The sequence below is a fragment of the Streptomyces sp. NPDC101234 genome, assembly GCF_044767525.1.
GTDB lineage: Bacteria > Actinomycetota > Actinomycetes > Streptomycetales > Streptomycetaceae > Streptomyces > Streptomyces sasae.
Window position 1 is genome coordinate 113,060 of sequence record NZ_JBIWOA010000022.1, and the last position, 20,823, is coordinate 133,882.

The following is a 20,823-nucleotide window of genomic DNA, read 5'->3' on the forward strand; positions in this document are numbered from 1 at the left end:
GACCCGGGCCAGTCGCGGGCACCCGCCTCGAACGCTGTCGCCCGAGGCAGGCGTTCGTCTCAGTGCTCGTCTCAATAGGCGTTCGTCTCAGTGCTCATCTCAGTAAGCGTTCGTCTCAGTACTCGTCTCGGTACGCGGGCAGGGTCCTCGGACCCAGGTCGTCACGGGCCGGCGGTGGCGCGAGTCTGACGGTGGCACCGAGGACGCTCACGCCCTGCCGGGCGACCACGACGGGCTCCAGAGTGACCGCGACCACTTCGGGATGGTCGTCGACGAGCCGGGAGACGCGCAGCAGCAGCTCCTCCAGGGCAGGCGTGTCGACCGGTTTCGAGCCACGCCAGCCGAACAGCAGGGGCGCGGTGCGGATCGACCGCACCAGCGAGGCCGCGTCCCGGTCGGTGACCGGAACCAGCCGGTGGGCCATGTCCCCCAGCAGCTGCGACGCGGCCCCCGCGAGCCCGAACGACAGCACGGCCCCGGCAGCCGGATCGATCACGGCCCGTACGACGGTGTCGACGCCCCGGGGCGCCATCCGCTGCACCACGGGACGCAGCTCCTCCGGCTGCCCGAACAGCTCCGTCAACTCGGCGTACGCCCGGCGCAGTTGCTCCTCGTCCGCGAGGTCCAGCCGCACCCCGCCCAGGTCCGCGCGGTGGCGCAGGTGAGGGGCGGTGGCCTTGAGGGCGACCGGATAGCCGAGGTCACGGGCGGCCGTGACGGCGGCGTCCGCGGTGGGCGCGGGCAGCGCCCGGTGCACGTCCAGGCCGTACTTGCCGAGCAGCGCGCAGGTCTCCTCGACACCGAGGGTGAGCCCCTCCCCGCGTTCGAGCAGCCCGCCGATCAGCTCGGCGGCCCCCTTCTCGTCGATGTCGTCGTACTCGGGCACCTTGCCGGGTTCGGCGGCCTCCCGCCGCCACTGCGCGTACTTCACGGCTTCGGCGAGGGCACGCACGGCGCGTTCGGCGGCGGGGTAGGCGGGGATCAGGCGGGAGCAAGGGTGAGAGGTGGAGGGCTTCGCGGTTTCGGTGCCGACGGCGGGTGGGGCCTGGACGGCTGCCGCAGCGGGCGGTGTCCTGTCATCTGCCGCCACCGCGGTGGGCAGGCGTTCCGCAGGGCGGAACGGGTGGGCACCGCCCCCGGTGCCGGGTGCCGGTACAGCTGCCTGCGGTGCGGTACGGCCCGCGGCCGAGAGCGCCTCCGCGAGCCCGCCGAGCTCCACGTGCACCACAAGGACCGGCTTGCCCGGAACGCCCTCGGCCGCCGACCTGAGCGCCTCCGCCAGCTCCGCGTCCCCGACCGCCCCCTCCCCGATCGTCGGAATGGCGGTCACGACGACCGCGTCGCACGACTCGTCGGCCAGCGCCTCCGACAGCGCCCGGTGGAAGTCCGCCGCGGTCGCCCCGGTCGTCAGGTCCAGCGGCCGCGCCGGGCGCAGCCCCTCGGCCAGGCATCGGTCGTACGTGAGCAGCCCCAGCGACTCCGAGTTCCCGAGGATGACCACGCGCGGCCCCGCCGGCAGCGGCTGCCGGGCGAGCAGCAGCCCCGCGTCGACCAGCTCGGTGATCGTGTCGACGCGGATCACTCCGGCCTGCCTGAGCAGCGCGGACACCGTGGCGTGCGGCAGCCGCGTCGCCCGTACCGCGTGTCCTTGCGGCGCCGACCCCTCGCCCTGCACCACGACCAGCGGCTTCGCCGCCGCCGTCCGCCGCGACAGACGCGTGAACTTGCGCGGGTTGCCGATGGACTCCAGGTACATGAGGACGACGTCGGTGTCGGGGTCGTCGTACCAGTACTGGAGGACGTCGTTGCCCGAGACGTCCGCGCGGTTGCCCGACGACACGAAGGTGGACACGCCCGTGGTGCCGGTGACGCCGCCGCCCCGCCGGTGCAGCCGGGACAGCAGGGCGATGCCGATGGCGCCGGACTGGGCGAACAGGCCGATGCGGCCGGGGCGGGGCATCTCGGGCGCGAGGGAGGCGTTCAGGCGGACGTCGGCGGCGGTGTTGATGATCCCGAAGGCGTTGGGGCCGATGATCCGCATGCCGTACGTGCGCGCGTGCCGGACGAGTTCGCGCTGGCGTTCGCGGCCGTCCGGGCCGCTCTCCGCGTACCCGGCGGCGAGGACGACGAGGCCCTGGACGCCGTGTTCGCCGCACTCGGTGACGACGTCGGGGACGTGCTCGGCGGGTACGGCGACGACGGCCAGGTCCACCGGCCCGTCGATGTCCCGGACGGATCGGTGGGCGGGCACCCCGTCGACCTCCTTGAGGTCCGCCGGGAAGGCCTGGTTCACGGCGTGCAGGCGGCCGGTGAAGCCGGCTTCGCGGAGGTTTCCGAGGACGCTGCGGCCGACCCCGCCGGGCGAGCGGCCGACACCGATCACGGCCACGGATCCGGGCGCCAGCAGCCGTCGTACCGAACGGGCCTCCGCGCGCTGCTCCCGCGCGCGCTGGACCGCGAGGGAGCGGTCCGTGGGTTCCAGGTCGAACTCCAGGCGGACGACGCCGTCCTCGAAGCTGCGCTGCTGGGTGTAGCCGGCGTCCATGAACACCTTGATCATCTTGGTGTTGGCGGGCAGCACCTCGGCGGCGAAGCGGCGGATCCCGCGCTCGCGCGCGACGGCGGCGATGTGCTCCAGGAGAGCGGAGGCGACGCCTCTCCCCTGGTGGGCGTCCTGGACGAGGAAGGCCACCTCGGCCTCGTCGGCGGGCGCGGAGGCGGCCATGCCGCCCGGGCCAATGCGGTCATAGCGTACGGTTGCGATGAACTCGCCGCCGATGGTGGCCGCGAGTCCCACCCTGTCCACAAAGTCGTGGTGCGTGAAGCGGTGGACGTCCTTGGCGGAGAGCCTGGGGTACGGCGCGAAGAAGCGGTAGTACTTCGACTCGTCCGAGACCTGCTCGTAGAAGCTGACCAGGCGGTCGGCGTCGTCGACGGTGATGGGCCGGATGCGCGCGGTGCCGCCGTCGCGCAGTACCACGTCCGCCTCCCAGTGGGACGGGTACTCGTGCCGGTCCTGCGGGTCCGCCGGGGTCTGCATGGGCCCCAGAGTACGGCTCGCGTCCGACAACGGCGCGAGGCAGTCTGTGCAGGACGGAAGTCGGGCCGAGGCCGCGGTCCGACGACACACCCGGAGGGGGCCCATGCCCGCTCCGGGGATGCTTCACGATATGGGAAACTGGTCTAGACAACCCTGAAAACCGAAGGGCAGCATCACATGGCTGAGCGCCGCGTCAACGTCGGCTGGGCCGAGGGTCTCCACGCCCGCCCCGCTTCCATCTTCGTCCGGGCCGCCACGGCCGCAGGTATCCCGGTGACGATCGCCAAGGCCGACGGCAACCCCGTCAACGCGGCCTCCATGCTGGCTGTCCTGGGCCTGGGCGCCCAGGGCGGCGAGGAGATCGTCCTCGCCTCCGAGGCCGAGGGCGCGGACGCCGCCCTCGACCGCCTCGCCAAGCTGGTCGCCGAGGGTCTCGAGGAGCTCCCCGAGACCGTCTGAGCGCCATAGCGCCCGCACCTCACGACCGAGGCCGCGCCACCCCGTTCGAGGGCGGCGCGGCCTCGCCGTTTCCGTCTCCCGGCTTTACCCGGCGTCGATGCCCGCTCGCACACGGCAGGTCTTTTGCACCGCGCCGAACATTTGCAGCGGGCACGCGAATGACATGCCACCGGGAATTCCCGGCACGCATGAATAAGGGCAGCGGAAATACGGCTCCACCGAATAACACCTCTTTGTATACGGTGCGCGTGTTAATGCCGCAGGCCCGACATGTTTACGGGGTGTTGCGAAGTCCTCACACCGTTCGCCCGGTCCGCGCCGCCGGCGAAACGCAGCCGGTGCGCAGCCGTCGAGCGCTCGGTGTGCAGTGCGGTGACCGCCCGTGCACGCTCTCCGTCGCCACGTGTCACCGCGTCCACGATGGCGCCGTGCTCGGCCCAGGAGTCCACGGGGTCGGCGGGCGCGTCGACGGTGTACATCCAGGCGATCTTGTGCCGCAGCTGGGTGAGTGTCGAGGTCAGGGCCTGGCTGCCGGAGGCCTGGGCGAGCGTCTCGTGGAACCAGCCGCCCAGCGAGCGCAGGTCCTCGCTGTTGCCCCGCCTGGCCCGCTCCTGGCCCAGCCGGACGAGTCCGCGCAGCACCTTGAGGTGGGCCTCGGTGCGGCGCTGGGCCGCCCGGGAGGCGCCGAGCGGCTCCAGGAGCAGGCGCATCTCCAGCAGGTCGGCGGCCTCCTGCTCGGTCGGTTCGGCGACGCACGCGCCCGCGTGCCGGCGCGTCACCACGAAGCCCTCGGCCTCCAGGGTGCGCAGGGCCTCGCGGACGGGGACGCGCGAGACGCCGTAGCGGCGGGCCAGGAGTTCCTCGGTGAGCCGGCTGCCGCGCTCGTAGACACCCGCGACGATGTCGTCCCGGATCGCAGTGCATACCGAGTGCGCCGGAATACGCATGTCCGACCTCCGCCTTAATCCCCGTGAAACGCCGCCGAGTGGCGCCCGTTCGGTGACTCTATTGCAATGAGCGGGAATTTCCGACGGCGGGCCGGAATCCAGGGATATATTTTGGACACCGGGGGCACGAAAACGGCGAAAGCCCCGGCTCGGGGCCGGGGCTTCGAAGGATCTCGCGGTGCTCACATCATCCGCGTCACACGTTCACGCCGTGCTTGCGGAGGTAGGCGACCGGGTCGACGTCGGAGCCGTACTCCGGGGTCGTGCGGGCCTCGAAGTGGAGGTGCGGTCCGGTCGTGTTGCCGGTCGAGCCGGAGAGGCCGATCTGCTGGCCCGGGGTGACCTTCTGGCCCACCGAGACGCCGATGGACGACAGGTGTCCGTACTGCGTGTACATGCCGTCGGCCATCTTGATGACGATCTGGTTGCCGTACGCCCCGCCCCAGCCCGTGGAGACGACCGTGCCGGTGCCGACCGCGTGCACGACCGTGCCGCTGGCCGCGTGGAAGTCGATTCCGGTGTGGGTGCCGGAGGACCACAGGGAGCCGCCGGTCTTGTAGCCGGTGGAGACGTACGAGTCGGAGATCGGCGCGACGAAGGCGTTCAGGAGCTTGCGCTCGGCCTCGCGGGCGGCGCGCACCTTGGCCTCGCGCTCCTTCTTGGCCTCTGCCGCGGCCTGCTTGCGGGCGGCCTCCTCGGCCGCCTTGCGTTCGGCGGCGGCCTGCTGCGTGGCGGCCTGGGCGTCGATCTGGTCGGCGACCGAGTCGCTGACCGTGATGACCGGGGTGAGGCCGGTCTGCTCGACGGAGTTCTCGGCGGCGAGCGCCGGAGCGGCCGAGACGGTGCCGATGACACCGGTGGTGGTGAGGGCCGCGATACCGGCGGCCTGCGCGGTGGTGCGCTTCACCCGGCCGGGACGACGGTGCTTCCCGGAGGCGCACATGAACGCCATGTAGAGGCTGGTCCTTTCCTTCCCTCTCGCCTACCGGGTTAGCTGACGGGTTCGGAGCAGGAAGGTCTCCTACGGGCCCCCTCGCGACACGCGCGGGCGCCCGATTCACCCCAGGGACTGCATGGGTCCCCGGCTCCCCTGGCTCGCGCCGTACGGGGACTCGGCGATGACTGTCCGGTGCCGCGGGCGCGGCGCAGTGCCTGACGGACAGCCCGGAAGAACCTATGAGGGCGTGCTTTCAATACCCAAACGAATCGCGGTTTTTGTAGCGCATCCCACAGGGCAGACAGGCAACCTCCGCCCCAATTCGGACATACGAGAGCCCTGGTGGCCGACGGCCACCAGGGCTCCGCACGCGCGCGTGGAGCTATGTGGAGCTACGCGTGGAACTGCGTGGAACTGCGTGGAACTGCGTGGAACTACTCCGCCGCGACGACGGTGACTTCGCCGATCCCGAGCGCCTCGACGGGCTCCTTGATCTGTGCCGCGTCACCGACGAGCACGGTCACCAGCCGGTCCACCGGGAAGGCGTTCACGACCGCCGCGGTGGCCTCCACCGTGCCGGTGCCCGCGAGTTGGCGGTACAGCGTGGCCTGGAAGTCGTCCGGCAGGTACTGCTCGACCTGGTCGGCCAGGGTGCCGGCGACGGCCGCCGCCGTCTCGTACTTGAGCGGCGCCACACCGACGAGGTTCTGCACGGCGACATCGCGCTCGGCGTCCGTGAGGCCCTCGGCGGCGAGCTTGCGCAGCACCGTCCACAGGTCCTGGAGGGCGGGGCCGGTGTTCGGGGTGTCCACGGAGCCGCTGATGGCCAGCATCGAGGCGCCGCTGCCGTCGGGGGCGGAGCGCAGGACCTGCCCGAAGGAGCGGACGCCGTAGGTGTAGCCCTTCTCCTCGCGCAGGACGCGGTCCAGGCGGGAGGTGAGGGTGCCGCCGAGGCAGTAGGTGCCGAGCACCTGGGCGGGCCAGACGCGGTCGTGCCGGTCGGAGCCGACGCGGCCGATGAGCAGCTGCGTCTGGACGGCGCCGGGGCGGTCCACGATGACGACACGGCCGGTGTCGTCGGCGCTGATCGAGGGAACCGGCCGGGGCTGGGCGGTGGAGCCGTGCCAGGCGCCCAGGGTCTCGCCGAGCAGCTCGTCCAGGTCGATACCGGTCAGATCGCCGACGACGACCGCGGTGGCGGTGCCGGGGCGGACATGCCGGTCGTAGAACGCGCGGACGGCGGCCGCGTCGATCTTCTCGACCGTGTCCTCGGTGCCCTGACGCGGACGGGACATCCGCACGGTCGCCGGGAACAACTCCTTGTAGAGCTCCTTGGCGGCCCGGCGGCTGGGGTTGGCCAGCTCGTGCGGGATCTCGTCGAGGCGGTTGCGCACCAGCCGCTCGACCTCGCTGTCGGCGAACGCGGGCGCCCTGAGGGCGTCGGACAGCAGCCCGAGGCCCTTGGCGAGGCGGGAGGCCGGGACCTCCAGGCTGATGCGGACGCCGGGGTGGTCGGCGTGCGCGTCGAGCGTGGCGCCGGCCCGCTCCAGCTCGGCGGCGAACTCCTCGGCGGAGTGCCTGTCGGTGCCCTCCGAGAACGCGCGCGCCATGATGGTGGCAACGCCGTCCAGGCCCGCCGGTTCGGCGTCCAGGGGCGCGTCGAGAAGCACCTCGACGGCGACGACCTGCTGGCCGGGGCGGTGGCAGCGCAGCACCGTCAGGCCGTTGTCCAGGGTGCCGCGCTCGGGGGCCGGGAAGGCCCAGGGCCTGGCCTCGCCCGGCTGGGGCTGCGGATGGAAGTCCATGCTGGCGAGCTCGGTCACTTGGCCGTCTCCTCGTTATCGTTGCCGGCCTCTACGGTCGCTTCCTGCTCCGGGTCCTCGCCGCGCCCCGCCTCCTGGGTGTGCTCCGCGGACTCCGCGGACAGCGGCTCGTAGACGAGCACCGCGCGGTTGTCGGGCCGCAGACGGGCCTTGGCGACCTCCTGGACCTCCTCGCGGGTGACCTGGAGGACGCGCTGGACGGCGTTCAGGGCGAGCTGCGGGTCGCCGAACAGGACGGCGAACCGGCACAGTTCGTCCGCGCGGCCCGAGACGGTGCCGAGCCGGTCCAGCCACTCGCGCTCCAACTGGGCCTGGGCTCGCTCCATCTCCTCGGGCGTGGGGCCCTCCTCGGCGAACCGGGCGAGCTCCTCGTCGATGGCGGCCTCGATGACCGGCACCTCGACGTCACCGGAGGTCTTCACGTCCAGCCAGCCCAGGGAGGGCGCCCCGGCGAGCCGCAGCAGGCCGAAGCCGGCCGCGACGGCCGTACGGTCGCGCCGTACCAGGCGGTTGTAGAGGCGGGAGGACTCACCGCCGCCGAGGACGGTGAGGGCCAGGTCGGCCGCGTCGGACACGCGCGTGCCGTCCTCCGGGAGCCGGTAGGCGGCCATCAGCGCCCGCGCGGGGACCTCCTCGACGACGACCTCGCGCAGCTGCTCGCCCATGATCTCGGGCAGGGAGCCGTCGCGCGGGGCGGGCTTGCCGTCGTGCGCCGGGATGGAGCCGAAGTACTTCTCGATCCAGGCGAGCGTCTGCTGCGGGTCGATGTCGCCGACGACCGACAGGACGGCGTTGTTGGGCGCGTAGTACGTGCGGAAGAACGCGCGGGCGTCCTCCAGGGTGGCCGCGTCCAGGTCGGCCATCGAGCCGATCGGCGTGTGGTGGTAGGGGTGGCCCTCCGGGTAGGCGAGGGCGGTCAGCTTCTCGAACGCCGTGCCGTAGGGCACGTTGTCGTAGCGCTGGCGGCGCTCGTTCTTGACGACGTCCCGCTGGTTCTCCATCGACTCGTCGTCCAGGGCGGCGAGCAGGGAGCCCATCCGGTCGGCCTCCAGCCAGAGGGCGAGCTCCAGCTGGTGGGCGGGCATGGTCTCGAAGTAGTTGGTGCGCTCGAAGCTCGTGGTGCCGTTGAGCGAGCCGCCCGCGCCCTGGACGAGCTCGAAGTGGCCGTTGCCCTTCACCTGGGCGGAGCCCTGGAACATCAGGTGCTCGAAAAGGTGAGCCAGACCGGTACGGCCCTTGACTTCGTGCCGGGAGCCGACGTCGTACCAGAGGCAGACCGCCGCGACCGGGGTCAGGTGGTCCTCGGAGAGCACCACCCGCAGACCGTTGGCCAAGCGGTGCTCGGTCGCTGTCAGGCCTCCGGAGCCTGCCTCGGCCGTGGTCGTGTGACCCATGGGCATGTACGTCCCTTCGCTCGCGGAAGCGGTCTAGAACCGGCTTTTTCTGCCGGTCCTGCCACTGTATGCAAGCGTGCGGGGACCCGGCGAAGTTCCCGCACGACGTACGCCCAGAGCGGATCGCGTAGCCTGCGTCCCACCCGCTTCCGAACGCCTCCGAGGCACCGGGGCGGGCCGCGGAGACCGGGTCCTGGCCCGGGTTGTCAGTACCGCGGTCCACAATGGTCCGCGTCAGATCCGTTCACGCATGAGCAAGGAGCCGGCAGCGATGGCCCGCCGCAGCACGAAGACCCCGCCGCCCGACGACTCGTTCGAGGAGAGAATCCTCGATATCGACGTCGTGGACGAGATGCGCGGCTCCTACCTCGAGTACGCGTACTCGGTCATCTACTCGCGCGCCCTGCCGGACGCCCGCGACGGTCTCAAGCCGGTGCACCGGCGGATCGTCTACCAGATGAACGAGATGGGGCTGCGCCCCGAGCGCGGCTATGTGAAGTGCGCGCGTGTGGTCGGCGAGGTGATGGGCAAGCTGCACCCGCACGGCGACGCGTCGATCTACGACGCGCTGGTGCGCATGGCCCAGCCGTTCTCGATGCGGGTCCCGCTGGTCGACGGCCACGGCAACTTCGGTTCGCTGGGCAACGACGACCCGCCGGCCGCCATGCGGTACACCGAGTGCCGGATGGCCGAGGCGACCAGCCTGATGACCGAGTCGATCGACGAGGACACGGTCGACTTCGCGCCCAACTACGACGGCCAGGAGCAGGAGCCGGTGGCGCTGCCCGCCGCGTTCCCGAACCTGCTGGTCAACGGCTCGTCGGGGATCGCCGTCGGCATGGCGACCAACATGCCGCCGCACAACCTCGGCGAGGTGATCTCGGCGGCCCGGCACCTGATCCGCTACCCGAACGCGGACCTTGAGACGCTGATGAAGCACGTCCCGGGCCCCGACCTGCCCACCGGCGGCCGGATCGTCGGCCTGGAGGGCGTGCGGGACGCCTACGAGACGGGCCGCGGCACCTTCAAGATCCGGGCGACGGTGGAGGTGGAGACGGTGACGGCCCGCCGCAAGGGCCTGGTCATCACCGAACTGCCGTTCACGGTCGGCCCCGAGAAGGTCATCGCCAAGATCAAGGACCTGGTCAACGCCAAGAAGCTGCAGGGCATCGCCGACGTCAAGGACCTCACCGACCGCGAGCACGGGCTGCGTCTGGTCGTCGAGATCAAGAACGGCTTCGTGCCGGAGGCGGTCCTGGAGCAGCTCTACAAGCTGACGCCGATGGAGGAGTCCTTCGGCATCAACAACGTGGCCCTGGTGGACGGCCAGCCGCTCACCCTGGGCCTCAAGGAACTCCTCGAGGTCTACCTCGACCACCGCTTCGAGGTGGTCCGCCGGCGCAGCGAGTTCCGCCGCACCAAGCGCCGCGACCGTCTCCACCTGGTCGAGGGTCTGCTGACCGCCCTGGTCGACATCGACGAGGTCATCCGGCTGATCCGCTCCAGCGAGAACAGCGCCGAGGCCAAGCAGCGCCTGATGGAGCGCTTCTCGCTGTCGGAGATCCAGACCCAGTACATCCTCGACACGCCGCTGCGTCGCCTCACCAAGTACGACCGAATCGAGCTGGAGGCGGAGAAGGAGAAGCTGACCGCGGAGATCGCCGAGCTGACCCGGATCCTGGAGTCGGACGCGGAGCTGCGCAAGCTGGTCTCGGCCGAACTGGCCGCGGTGGCCAAGAAGTTCGGCACCGAGCGGCGTACGGTCCTGCTGGAGGCGTCGGGTGCGGCGGCGGCCGTGGTGCCGCTCCAGGTGGCCGACGACCCGTGCCGGGTGCTGCTGTCCTCGACGGGCCTGCTGGCGCGCACGACGAACGGCGAGCCGTTCCCGGAGGACGCCGACGGACGGCGCGCCAAGCACGACGTGATCGTCTCTGCGGTCCCGGCGACCGCGCGCGGCGAGATCGGCGCGGTGACCTCGACGGGCCGGCTGCTCCGGATCAATGTGGTCGACCTGCCGCAGCTCCCGGAGACGGCGACCGCGCCGAACCTGGCGGGCGGTGCGCCCCTGTCCGAGTTCCTCTCCCTGGAGGACGGCGAGACGGTGGTCTGCCTGACCACGCTGGACGAGTCCTCGCCGGGGCTCGCCCTCGGCACCGAGCAGGGCGTGGTCAAGCGTGTGGTCCCCGACTACCCGTCCAACAAGGACGAGTTGGAGGTCATCACCCTGAAGGAGGGCGACCGGATCGTCGGCGCGGTGGAGCTGCGTACCGGCGAGGAGGACCTGGTCTTCATCACGGACGACGCGCAACTGCTGCGCTACCAGGCCTCCCAGGTGCGTCCGCAGGGCCGTCCGGCGGGCGGTATGGCGGGCATCAAGCTCATCGAGGGTGCGAAGGTCATCTCGTTCACGGCGGTGGACCCGGCGGCCGAAGCGGTGGTGTTCACGGTGGCAGGCTCGCGCGGCACGCTCGACGACTCCGTGCAGACGACGGCCAAGCTGACCCCGTTCGACCAGTACCCGCGCAAGGGCCGCGCCACCGGCGGTGTGCGCTGCCAGCGGTTCCTGAAGGGCGAGGACTGCCTGTCCTTCGCCTGGGCGGGCCCGGTCCCGGCGAAGGCGGCCCAGAAGAACGGCACCCCGGCCGAGCTCCCGGAGATCGACCCGCGCCGCGACGGCTCCGGCGTGTCGCTGCAGAAGACCGTGTCGGTGGTGGCGGGCCCGGTCTAGGCCTCGGCCTGGTCGTAGTCGTACTCGTCACCCTGTACGTACCGCAGGACGCCCCACATGCCGTGCTCGTCGGCGTGTGGGGCGTCGTTCGTGCACGCCTCCAACTCCTTGCGCAGGGCGGGCGCGTCGATGCCCGAGCCGATGAGCACGAGCTGCGTCAGCCGTTCCTCGTCCGGCCCCCAGGCCTCCGGGTAGAAGCGCAGGAACCGCCCCACGGCATGCACGCCGTACCGGTTCCCGGTGTCGTACGGCCCGAAGTCGACGTACCCCTTGATCCGGTAGAGCCCCGCGGGCCGGCTGTCGAGAAAGGTCATGAGCCTGCGGGGGTCGAGCGGCAGCTCCGAGACGAAGGACAGACTGTCGTACGCGGTGTGCAGATGCCCCTCGTGCTCGCCCTCGGAGTCATGATCGTGCAGGTCGTCGAAGGACAACTGCCCGATGCGCTCCTCGCCGGGCCGGCAGTCGAACAGGTACTCGGGATCGATACGGCCGTAGGTGGCCGGTACGACGGCGGCGGCCCGGTCGGTGAGCGACCGCACCAGCTCCAGGACACGCTCACCGCCCCGCTCGGCCCGGTCGAGCTTGTTCACGACGACGAGGTCCGCGAGGGCGAGATGCCGGTCGATCTCGGGGTGCCGGGCGCGCGTGCCGTCGAACTCGGCGGCGTCCACGACCTCGACGAGGCCGCCGTAGACGATCCCGGGATGTTCGCTGGCGAGCAGCATCCGGACGAGTTCCTGGGGTTCGGCGAGACCGCTGGCCTCGATCACGATGACGTCGATACCGGTGGCCGGGTTCGCGAGCCGCTCCAGGTACACGTCCAGCTCACTGGCGTCGACGGCACAGCACAGGCACCCGTTCCCCAGCGAGACGGTCGAGTCGCCGAGGGCGCCGGCCACGGCCATGGCATCGATCTCGATGGCGCCGAAGTCGTTGACGATCGCCCCGATCCGGCTGCCGCCGCTGCGGTGCAGCAGGTGGTTGAGGAGCGTGGTCTTCCCCGAGCCCAGGAATCCGGCGAGTACGACGACCGGGATCTGCCGGGGGCTGCGGTGGTGCTCCAACAGGGGGCCTTCCTGACGTGGACGCGCGCACCGACTCGCGGGTCGGCACACCTCCGGGGATCGAATGCCACCCCAGGATACGAGCGGCACGAACCTCGCGAAGCGAACGGTTGTCAGCAGCACACGCGGGGCAGACGTTGGGCAAGGCGCCGGTTCGTGCGACCCTCGCTTCCTTCTGTGCGCCTCTTCTCCGCCTCCCCGCCGACCACATCGGCTCGGCACCCTGGGAGACGGCAAGCGCCGCCCACCGCTCGCCGGTCCCCGTCAACCACCCCGCACTCCGACGCCCGGCGGACGGTCGCGTGATTCGGGGGTTGACATGACCACACAGAAGACTGGGATACGAGGGTGCATCTGCTTCGCTGCGGCCGGACTGGCCGCAGCGGCCGTGGCGGGCGCCCTACTGGCCCAGCAGCGGCGGGCCCGTGAAACGTATCTGCTCGAGCAACAGCACCACACCGATCTCGCCCGCCAGCAGCGTCTCCAGTGGGAGCTGCTGAGCAAGGCCATCGAGGACCCTTCCCTGGCAGCGGTGCTGGACACCCATGGCGGCGCCGTACCGCCCTCGAAGCATCGTCAGTTCCTCTTCGCCAACGCGCTTTACTCCAACGCCCTGCTCGCGTACCGCATCCAGGTGGTGACCTGGGAAGAGTTGCACGGATATCTCCGGATCACCTGCCAGAACCCGATCTTCCGAGAGTACTGGGAGGCCACCCGCCATCATCGAAGCAGCCTTGCCGGTTCCTCCGACGAGGCCCGCGTGGGCCGGATGATGGACAGCCTGATCGAGGACCTGGAGGAAGCCGACACCGACGAGTGGTGGGTGATCGGCGAGCCACCCGAAGAAGCCCCCTGAGCTGCGTCAACTGACACTCGCACATAGCACGCTTCAGCGAATCAACAGCAGGAACAACAGCCACGCTGTTTTACTTGCCCTGTTCTTTGTCCCATCTCAACGCAAGGATCGGGGTTCTGTTGAAAATTCTGCGCCGCCTTGGCGCGTCGCCACGCGAGCGAGGCAGCCTGAACGGCCAAACCTGCCCAGACATCTTCGAACTGGCTGACGGCCGCTTCGCCGTCATCGGTACGGAGGCGACGGCAGAGCTCGAACACATGTTGCCCTCCGACGCCGGTCGCGCGGACTACGAACGCATCGTCATCATCACGCGGGAGACGCTGGTACACGCCAAGGCGGACATTCCCGACTCCTGAACCGTGACCGCTCGGGCAGCGAGCCGATCCATCGCCTCGTCGCGTCCCAGCCGCCGCACACCAGCGTTGAGCGGTTCAAGACCCGCCCTCACCCAGCAGGACCACCCCGCCCCTGCCTGCACGGCCGTCCGGGCCCGGCACCATCGTGCCGGGCCTCGTGTGTTCCCGGTCGCCCAGGGTCACGCCATCTGGGGCACCGCCGCCGGCGCCACCGGCCCCACATACCGTGCCACCGGGCGGATGATCTTCGAGTCCGCCGCCTGTTCCAGGATGTTGGCGCTCCAGCCGACCACGCGGGCCGCCGCGAAGGTCGGGGTGAACATCTCGCGGGGCAGGCCGCAGAGTTCCATGACCACGCCCGCGTAGAACTCGACGTTGGTGTGGAGTTCGCGACCGGGCTTCAGTTCGGCGAGGATGCGCTCGACGTGGCGTTCGACCTCGACGGCGAAGTCGACCCGGGGACCGCCGAAGCCCTGGGCGATCTCGCGCAGCATGCGGGAACGCGGGTCCTCCGTGCGGTAGACCGCATGCCCGAAACCCATCACGCGGTCGCCGGCGAGCACCCGCTCACGGATCCACGGGTCGATCCGGTCCGGCGCCCCGATCGCGTCCAGGGTTTCCAGTGCCCGGCTGGGCGCGCCGCCGTGCAACGGCCCGGAGAGCGCGCCGACGGCTCCCACCAGACAGGCCGCGACGTCCGCGCCCGTCGACGCGATGACCCTCGCGGTGAACGTTGATGCATTGAATCCGTGATCAATGGTTGAGATCAAGTATTGCTCGACCGCACGCGCCCGCCGGGGATCGGGTTCCGAACCCGTCAACATGTAGAGGTAGTTGGCGGCGTACGAGAGATCCTCACGGGGCTCCACGGGGTCGAGCCCCTGTCCGAGCCGGTACAGCGCGGTGAGCAGTGTCGGTACGGCCGCACAGGCGGCGACCGTGTCGGCCCGCCGCCGGTCCGCGTCGATGTCGTACACCGGCCGGAACCCCTGGGCCGCGCCGAGCAGCGAGAGCGCGGTGCGCATCCCGGCCAGAGGTCCGGACCTGCCGCTCGCCGCGGCCACCGCGGACAGGGCCGCCCGGACCCCGTCGGGCAGGCGGCGCAGTGCCGCGGTCTCGGCGGCGAAGGCGGTGGCGCGCTCCGCGTCCGGCAGTTCACCGTGGATCAGCAGGTGCCAGACGTCCTCGAAGCCGCGGGTGCGCGCGAGTTCGACGGCCGAGTACTGGCGGTAGTGGTAGAAGCCCTCGACTCCCCGGACATCACCGACCTCGGTGTCCGTGACGACGACGCCGGCCAGCCCGCGCGGTACCTCGACCAGAGTCGACGCGGTCCTGTTGACGGTCATGACGTGCCTCCGTTTTCCTCCCTGAACTTGATTCGACTGTCTATGATTGACTCAGATCTTGTCAATATTGATTGATTCAATGCATGTCGAAGGCGGCTACGGTGGCGCCCATGCGCGATCAACAACCCGTTCCCGGCAGTCCCGCGCGGCGGCTGAGCACCAAGGAGACCGCCGAGCTGCTCGGCGTGAAGCCCGAGACCGTCTACGCCTATGTGAGCCGCGGTCAGCTCAGAAGCAGGCGTGAACCCGGTGGCCGCGCCAGCACCTTCGACGCCAAGGAGGTGGAGGCGCTCGCCCGGCGCAACCGGCGGGAGGCCGTGGGGAGTCCGGGTTCCGGCGGCGATCTTTCGGTCCGCACCCGGATCACTCTGATCGACAAGGATCGGTACTTCTTCCGGGGCGTCGACGCCACCGAGCTCGCCGCACGCCACTCCTACGAAGAAGTGGCCGAGTGGCTGTGGACGGGCCGGATGAACCGGGGCATGACCTTCACCGCCCCGGAGGCCACCGTCGCCACCGCCCGCCGGGCCGTCGACGCACTACCGGAACACACCTCCCCCACCGACCGGTTGCGGGTGGCCACGATCGCCGCGGCCGCCGAGGACCCGCTGCGCTTCGACCTGTCCGAGGAGGCCGTCCTCGGCACCGCGCGCGTGCTGATCCCCACGCTGGTGACCGCCCTGCCGGTGCAGCACCGGCGCCGCCACGACGACGGCCCGCTGGCCCATCGCCTGTGGCGCCGGCTGACCGGTATCGACCCGGACGACGCCGCCGTGCGCGTCCTGGACACCGCGCTCGCGCTGCTCGTCGACCACGACCTGGCCGCCTCCACGCTCGCGGTCCGGGTCGCCGCCTCCGCGCGCGCCCACGCGTACGCGGCCGTGTCGGCCGGGCTCGGCGTCCTCGAAGGCCCGCTGCACGGCGCCTCCAGCGGCCTCGCCCACCGGATGCTGCTCGACGTCCTCGACCAGGGCACCGCCGTCACGGTGATCGCGGACGAACTCCGCGCGGGCCGCCGTATCCCCGGACTCGGCCACCGCCTCTACCAGGGCGAGGACCCGCGCGCGAGTGCCCTGTTCGCGCTCCTGGAGGAGGTCCCTCGCGCGCAGCCCGCCCTGCTCGCGGCCCGGGACATCGTCGCCACGACCGCCCGGCACACCCCGCTGCACGCCAATGTCGACCTGGCGCTGGCCGTGTTCACGGCCTCCTGCGGCATGCCCGCCACCGCGGGCGAGACGATCTTCGCCGTCGCCAGGACGGCCGGCTGGATCGCCCATGCCCTGGAGGAGTACGGCGAACGCCCGCTGCGGATGCGTCCCAGCGGCCACTACGTCGGTCCGAAGCCGCCACAGCCGCTGCCCGAGTAGCCCCGCGGACAGCGCGAACGGCCGAGGCCGGAAGTCACCCCGGGTGAAGTCAGGTTAGGCTCACCTCTGTGAGTAGGTGCGCAACCGTCTCCCGGATGCTCGACGAGCCCGTTTCCGGCACCGCCGCCACCGCGACGACGTGGCTGCTGCTGGAACAGCCCGGCCCGTGGGGTGCCAAGGCGCTCACTTCGACCCATCTGGACCCCACGCTGGGCCGCGCCCTGGAGGCCGCCGCCGAGGGGACCGGCGTACGGGTCGCGCTCATCCGCCGGCCCGGTCGCCACGCCGACCCCGGCACCCCCGCCGTACGCCAGGTGTACGTGGCCCACACCGTCCCCGGGAACGTCTGGCTGCACAGCGCCACCACCCGCGACCCGCGGCAGCTGCTCGGCCTCGACTTCGCCGCGCTGGGCGCGGGCGACCACCGTTCGTTCGGCACGGCGCTCGGCGGCCGGCCGCACGCGGGCAGCCCGCTCGCGCTCGTCTGCACCAACGGCAAGCGCGACCGCTGCTGCGCACTGCTGGGCCGCCCGCTCGCCGCCGAACTGGCCGTGTCCGGCGTACAGGGCACGTGGGAGGTCACCCATCTGGGTGGTCATCGTTTCTCACCGACCCTGCTCGTCCTGCCGTACGGCTATGCGTACGGTCGCGCCGAGGCCCATGCCGTCAAGGAGGTCCTGCACGGTGTCCAGGAGGGCCGTGTGGTGCTGGAGGGGTGCCGCGGCTGTTCCGCCTGGGAACGGCCCGGCCAGGCGGCCGAGCTGGCCGTGCGCGAGGCGGCGGGCGAGTACGCGGCGGGCGTGCTGAGCGTCGTACGGACCGAGGGCGCGGCCCCCCGCTGGGATGTCACCGTCGCCCACACCGACGGCCGCCGCTGGCGGGTGAGCGTGGCCCAGGGCGCCTCCCTGCCGCCCCGCCCGGAGAGCTGCGGGGTGTCGGTGCTGGGCTCGCCGGCCCGGATGGACGTGGTGTCGCTGCGGGAACTGCGGGCGACGACGGCGCTGGCGTGCTGATCCCGGTCTCCCCAAGAGGCGGTCAAGAGATCCACGCCACACCCCTTAAGCGCTGCTGGCCCGCGCACGTACCTTCGTGGGTATGAGCCCCACGCCCCCAGCGCGCCGTCTGCGCCCCCGGCTGCCCCGGAAGGTGTTCTCCCAGATCCTGCTGATGCAGTTGGCGATCGCGGCGGGGGTCGCGGTGCTCGCGACCGGACTCTTCCTGGCACCGCTGAGCAAACAGCTGGACCAGGAGGCGATGCGCAGAGCGCTGGCGATCGCCGAGACCACGGCCCAGGACCCGCAGATCGCCGAGGGCGTCCTGACCACCCGGCCCACCGTGGACGGGCCGGTGCAGGAGGAGGCGGAGCGGATCCAGAAGGCCACCCACGCCGAGTACATCGTGGTGATGGACCTGGGAGGATTCCGCTGGTCACACCCCACGCCCTCGGAGATCGGCCAGCATGTCTCGACCAGTCCCGACGAGGCACTGGCCGGCAAGGAGGTCATGCAGATCGACAGCGGCACCCTGGGGCGCTCCGCGCGCGGCAAGGTGCCGCTGTACGACTCGAAACACCGGATCATCGGGGCGGTCTCGGTCGGCATCGCCTACGACAGTGTGCGGGCGCGGCTGCTCGGCACGATCCCAGTGCTGTTCGCTTACGCCGGCGGCGCTCTCGCGGTCGGCGCCCTGGCCGCCTGGCTGATCTCCCGGCGGGTCCAGCGGCAGACCCGTGACCTGGCCTTCTCCGACATCTCCGCGCTGCTGGCGGAGCGCGAGGCGATGCTGCACGGCATCCGCGAGGGCGTCGTCGCCCTCGACCGCGGCGGCCGCATCCGCCTGCTGAACGACGAGGCGAGACGGCTCCTCGGCATCGGCGACGAGGCCGTCGGCCGCTCCCCGGACGAGGCGCTCGGCGAGGGCCGTACGACCGATGTCCTGGCCGGCCGGGTGACCGGCACCGATCTGCTCACGGTGCGCGGCCAGCGGGTGCTGGTCGCCAACCGCATGCCCACCGACGACGGCGGCGCCGTCGCCACCCTGCGCGACCGCACCGAACTGGAGCAGCTCGGCCGCGAACTCGACTCCACGCGCGGGCTGATCGACGCCCTGCGCGCCCAGGACCACGAGCACGCCAACCGTATGCACACCCTGCTCGGGTTCCTGGAGCTGGAGATGTACGACGACGCCGTGGAGTTCGTCGGCGAGGTGGTCGGCGACCACCGGGTCACCGCCGAGCAGGTCACGGAGAAGATCCAGGACCCGTTGCTGGCCGCCCTGCTGGTCGGCAAGGCGACCGTCGCGGCCGAGCGCGGGGTCGCCCTGTGGGTGTCCGACCGCACCTGGCTCCCGGACCGGCTGGTCGACCCGAGGGGCCTGGTCACGGTCGTGGGCAACCTGGTGGACAACGCGCTGGACGCGGTCGCCGGCACTCCGCACGCGCGCGTGGAGGTCGAGTTGTGCGCCGAGGGCCGCACGATCGTCCTCGGGGTGCATGACACCGGGCCGGGGATTCCGGCGGAGCAGCGGGAGTTGGTCTTCACCGAAGGGTGGTCCACCAAGAAGCCACCCGCGCACGGCAAGCGGGGCATCGGACTCTCCCTGGTGCGCCGGTTCGCCGAACGGCAGGGCGGCAGCGCGACCGTGGGCGAGGCGGACGGCGGGGGCGCCCGGTTCACGGTCGTACTCCCCGAGGCACTGACCGAACCGGAGCTGGCGCCGGCACCGGCGCTCGCACCGGCCGACACGGAGGCACGATGATCGAGGTCCTGGTCGTGGACGACGACACCCGGGTCGCCCGGGTCAACGCCGCCTACGTCGAGAAGGTGCCCGGGTTCCATGTGGCCGGCGCGGCCCACAACGCGGCCGAGGCCCTGCGCCGGCTGGAGACACTCCCCCGCCTGGACCTGGTCCTCATGGACCACTACCTGCCCGACGACACGGGCCTCGCCGTGCTCCAGGAGATGCGCCGGCGCGGCCATCAGACCGACGTGATCATGGTGACGGCGGCCCGGGACGTGTCGACCGTACAGGCGGCGATGCGGCAGGGCGCGCTGCAGTACCTGGTCAAACCGTTCGCGTTCGCGGGACTGCGCGCCAAGCTGGAGGCGTACGCGCGGCTGCGCCGCACTCTGGACGGCGGCGGCGAGGCCGAACAGGCCGAGGTGGACCGCATCTTCGGCGCCCTCTCCGCCCCGTCCGAACCCGGGCTGCCCAAGGGGCACTCCACCACCACCGCCGATCTGGTGCGCCAGTCGCTGATGAGCGCCGAGGGCCCGCTGTCGGCCCAGGAGATCGCCGAGCGGACCGGGGTGAGCCGCCAGACCGCCCAGCGTTACCTGAAGCTCCTGGAACGCACGGGACGGGCCCTGCTGACCCTCAAATACGGCGACGCGGGCCGCCCCGAACACCGTTACGTGTGGGCGACCCGCGCGTGAGTCGTGCTACTTGGCGGCCTCGACGAACTCCGTGGTGTACGTCTTGGCGAGGTCGACATCGGCGTTCTGGATGTTCGGGTTGAACGCCTTGAGCACCTTCTCGACGGTCGCGGGTCCGTTCGCGGGCATCACACCGTCGTCGGTGAACATCGGCAGCGTGCTCTTGATGGCCTCCGTGTAGAGCGTCTTGTCGCCCTGGGAGTAGTCGGCCGGCATCTTGGCCGCGATCTCGGCGGCATTGTGCGTGGACATCCACTTGAGCGTCTTGACGAATGCATTGGCCAACTTCTGGACGGTGTCCTTGTGCGCGTTCACCCAGTCCGTCTGCATGTACAGACTTGACGACGGGTACGGCCCGCCCAGCGCCTTCTGCGAGCCCTCGGGGGTGCGCATGTCGACAAGGACGTTGCCCGCCTTCTTGTCCAGGACCGTGGCGACCGTCGGGTCGGTCGTCATACCGCCGTCGATCGCGCCCTTCTGGAGCGCCGCTATGAACGTCGCTCCGGCCCCCACCGCGACCGGCGTGAACTCGCTGACCTTCACACCGTTCTTGACCGCGAGGTACTTGGTGAGGAAGTCGGTCGAGGAGCCCAGGCTCGTGACGCCGAGCTTCTTCCCCTTGAAGTCCTTGGGCGAGGTGATGTCGCCGGCCGCCTTGGTGGAGACGATCTCGACCTCGCCGGGCGCATGCGAGAACTGCACGACGGACTCGACCGCCTTGCCCTTGGTCTGCAGGTCGAGCGTGTGGTCGTAGAACCCGACGGTGCCCTGGACCTGCCCGGAGACGAGCGCGGTCTCGGCCTGGACGCCTGCGGGCTCGCTGAGCAGCTCCACGTCGAGGCCCTCGGCGTCGAAGTAGCCGAGCTGCTGGGTGAGCATGGCGGGCAGGTAGATGACCTTGTCCAGGCCACCGACCATGATCTTGACCTTCTCGCCCTTGCCGTCGCCCTTGCTGCCGGTGGCGGTGGAGCTGGCCGCGTCGTTGGCGCAGGCGGTGAGCGAGGAGAGGGCCAGCAGGCCGGCGGCGGCGAGCGAGGCGTATCTGGCGGTGTTGCGCATGGGGTTCACGTCC

At 71.1% G+C, this 20,823-nt stretch carries 16 protein-coding genes and 1 riboswitch; of the genes, 8 read left to right on the forward strand and 8 right to left on the reverse strand.

Annotated elements, in window-relative coordinates:
- Positions 1–115: 115 nt before the first annotated feature.
- Positions 116–3,040, reverse strand: a complete 2,925-nt coding sequence (locus ACIRR9_RS34335; RefSeq protein WP_403760002.1) for a GNAT family N-acetyltransferase — start codon at positions 3,038–3,040, stop codon at positions 116–118.
- 177 nt (positions 3,041–3,217) lie between these two features.
- On the opposite strand from ACIRR9_RS34335, the gene ACIRR9_RS34340 reads away from it, so the two are divergent.
- Positions 3,218–3,499, forward strand: coding sequence for an HPr family phosphocarrier protein (locus tag ACIRR9_RS34340; RefSeq protein ID WP_189262368.1), 282 nt, complete (start codon positions 3,218–3,220; stop codon positions 3,497–3,499).
- A gap of 251 nt (positions 3,500–3,750) precedes the next feature.
- Here the strand turns inward: ACIRR9_RS34340 and ACIRR9_RS34345 are convergent, their stop codons facing one another.
- The 4 genes from ACIRR9_RS34345 to ACIRR9_RS34360 all read right to left on the reverse strand — a co-directional run bounded on the left by ACIRR9_RS34345 (position 3,751) and on the right by ACIRR9_RS34360 (position 8,606).
- Positions 3,751–4,446, reverse strand: a complete 696-nt coding sequence (locus ACIRR9_RS34345) for a GntR family transcriptional regulator (RefSeq protein ID WP_316780637.1) — start codon at positions 4,444–4,446, stop codon at positions 3,751–3,753.
- A 196-nt stretch (positions 4,447–4,642) separates the two neighbouring features.
- Positions 4,643–5,398 (reverse strand): M23 family metallopeptidase, encoded by a 756-nt coding sequence (locus ACIRR9_RS34350; RefSeq protein ID WP_403760005.1) that lies wholly within the window; start codon positions 5,396–5,398, stop codon positions 4,643–4,645.
- Between the two features lie 12 nt (positions 5,399–5,410).
- A riboswitch (cyclic di-AMP (ydaO/yuaA leader) is annotated at positions 5,411–5,574 on the reverse strand.
- Positions 5,575–5,817: 243 nt separating this feature from the next.
- Positions 5,818–7,206: a M16 family metallopeptidase gene (locus ACIRR9_RS34355; protein ID WP_403760008.1), complete on the reverse strand. Its 1,389-nt coding sequence runs from the start codon at positions 7,204–7,206 to the stop codon at positions 5,818–5,820.
- Positions 7,203–8,606 carry a M16 family metallopeptidase gene (locus ACIRR9_RS34360; RefSeq protein WP_384558112.1) on the reverse strand — a complete coding sequence of 468 codons (1,404 nt, stop codon included), beginning with the start codon at positions 8,604–8,606 and terminating at the stop codon, positions 7,203–7,205. Before ACIRR9_RS34360 ends, ACIRR9_RS34355 begins: the two co-directional genes overlap by 4 nt.
- 265 nt (positions 8,607–8,871) lie before the next feature.
- Between ACIRR9_RS34360 and ACIRR9_RS34365 the strand changes: the two genes are divergently transcribed.
- On the forward strand, positions 8,872–11,328 hold the full coding sequence (locus tag ACIRR9_RS34365) for a DNA topoisomerase (ATP-hydrolyzing) subunit A (RefSeq protein WP_403760132.1): 2,457 nt from the start codon (positions 8,872–8,874) through the stop codon (positions 11,326–11,328).
- Here ACIRR9_RS34365 and ACIRR9_RS34370 read toward each other — a convergent pair.
- Positions 11,325–12,392, reverse strand: a complete 1,068-nt coding sequence (locus tag ACIRR9_RS34370; protein WP_403760011.1) for a CobW family GTP-binding protein — start codon at positions 12,390–12,392, stop codon at positions 11,325–11,327. The two genes, ACIRR9_RS34365 and ACIRR9_RS34370, sit on opposite strands and share 4 nt — an antisense overlap.
- Positions 12,393–12,711: 319 nt before the next feature.
- On the opposite strand from ACIRR9_RS34370, the gene ACIRR9_RS34375 reads away from it, so the two are divergent.
- The gene (locus ACIRR9_RS34375) at positions 12,712–13,248 is read left to right on the forward strand and encodes a DUF6082 family protein (RefSeq protein WP_403760014.1); all 537 of its coding nucleotides are present in this window, start codon (positions 12,712–12,714) and stop codon (positions 13,246–13,248) included.
- Positions 13,249–13,367: 119 nt separating this feature from the next.
- Positions 13,368–13,604 carry a hypothetical protein gene (locus tag ACIRR9_RS34380; protein WP_365348243.1) on the forward strand — a complete coding sequence of 79 codons (237 nt, stop codon included), beginning with the start codon at positions 13,368–13,370 and terminating at the stop codon, positions 13,602–13,604.
- Positions 13,605–13,783: 179 nt separating this feature from the next.
- Here the strand turns inward: ACIRR9_RS34380 and ACIRR9_RS34385 are convergent, their stop codons facing one another.
- Positions 13,784–14,950, reverse strand: coding sequence for a citrate synthase (locus ACIRR9_RS34385; protein ID WP_403760018.1), 1,167 nt, complete (start codon positions 14,948–14,950; stop codon positions 13,784–13,786).
- A 110-nt stretch (positions 14,951–15,060) separates the two neighbouring features.
- On the opposite strand from ACIRR9_RS34385, the gene ACIRR9_RS34390 reads away from it, so the two are divergent.
- The 4 genes from ACIRR9_RS34390 (at position 15,061) to ACIRR9_RS34405 (ending at position 19,751) form a co-directional block, all read left to right on the forward strand.
- Positions 15,061–16,317: a citrate synthase gene (locus tag ACIRR9_RS34390; protein WP_403760020.1), complete on the forward strand. Its 1,257-nt coding sequence runs from the start codon at positions 15,061–15,063 to the stop codon at positions 16,315–16,317.
- 68 nt (positions 16,318–16,385) lie between these two features.
- Positions 16,386–17,330, forward strand: coding sequence for a sucrase ferredoxin (locus tag ACIRR9_RS34395; RefSeq protein ID WP_403760023.1), 945 nt, complete (start codon positions 16,386–16,388; stop codon positions 17,328–17,330).
- 82 nt (positions 17,331–17,412) lie between these two features.
- Positions 17,413–19,074 (forward strand): ATP-binding protein, encoded by a 1,662-nt coding sequence (locus ACIRR9_RS34400; RefSeq protein ID WP_403760026.1) that lies wholly within the window; start codon positions 17,413–17,415, stop codon positions 19,072–19,074.
- Positions 19,071–19,751, forward strand: a complete 681-nt coding sequence (locus ACIRR9_RS34405) for a response regulator (RefSeq protein ID WP_403760028.1) — start codon at positions 19,071–19,073, stop codon at positions 19,749–19,751. Before ACIRR9_RS34400 ends, ACIRR9_RS34405 begins: the two co-directional genes overlap by 4 nt.
- A gap of 6 nt (positions 19,752–19,757) precedes the next feature.
- Here the strand turns inward: ACIRR9_RS34405 and ACIRR9_RS34410 are convergent, their stop codons facing one another.
- The gene (locus tag ACIRR9_RS34410) at positions 19,758–20,810 is read right to left on the reverse strand and encodes an ABC transporter substrate-binding protein (RefSeq protein WP_403760031.1); all 1,053 of its coding nucleotides are present in this window, start codon (positions 20,808–20,810) and stop codon (positions 19,758–19,760) included.
- Positions 20,811–20,823 lie beyond the last annotated feature (13 nt).

Bases quoted from the DNA above. Each gene is read 5' to 3' on its own strand.
- ACIRR9_RS34375 (WP_403760014.1), top strand. From the start codon at position 12,712: ATGACCACACAGAAGACTGGGATACGAGGGTGCATCTGCTTCGCTGCG.
- ACIRR9_RS34405 (WP_403760028.1), top strand. From the start codon at position 19,071: ATGATCGAGGTCCTGGTCGTGGACGACGACACCCGGGTCGCCCGGGTC.
- ACIRR9_RS34335 (WP_403760002.1), bottom strand. From the start codon at position 3,040: ATGCAGACCCCGGCGGACCCGCAGGACCGGCACGAGTACCCGTCCCAC.
- ACIRR9_RS34360 (WP_384558112.1), bottom strand. From the start codon at position 8,606: ATGCCCATGGGTCACACGACCACGGCCGAGGCAGGCTCCGGAGGCCTG.
- ACIRR9_RS34390 (WP_403760020.1), top strand. From the start codon at position 15,061: ATGCGCGATCAACAACCCGTTCCCGGCAGTCCCGCGCGGCGGCTGAGC.
- ACIRR9_RS34350 (WP_403760005.1), bottom strand. From the start codon at position 5,398: ATGGCGTTCATGTGCGCCTCCGGGAAGCACCGTCGTCCCGGCCGGGTG.
- ACIRR9_RS34385 (WP_403760018.1), bottom strand. From the start codon at position 14,950: ATGACCGTCAACAGGACCGCGTCGACTCTGGTCGAGGTACCGCGCGGG.
- ACIRR9_RS34365 (WP_403760132.1), top strand. From the start codon at position 8,872: ATGGCCCGCCGCAGCACGAAGACCCCGCCGCCCGACGACTCGTTCGAG.
- ACIRR9_RS34410 (WP_403760031.1), bottom strand. From the start codon at position 20,810: ATGCGCAACACCGCCAGATACGCCTCGCTCGCCGCCGCCGGCCTGCTG.
- ACIRR9_RS34400 (WP_403760026.1), top strand. From the start codon at position 17,413: ATGAGCCCCACGCCCCCAGCGCGCCGTCTGCGCCCCCGGCTGCCCCGG.
- ACIRR9_RS34340 (WP_189262368.1), top strand. From the start codon at position 3,218: ATGGCTGAGCGCCGCGTCAACGTCGGCTGGGCCGAGGGTCTCCACGCC.
- ACIRR9_RS34345 (WP_316780637.1), bottom strand. From the start codon at position 4,446: ATGCGTATTCCGGCGCACTCGGTATGCACTGCGATCCGGGACGACATC.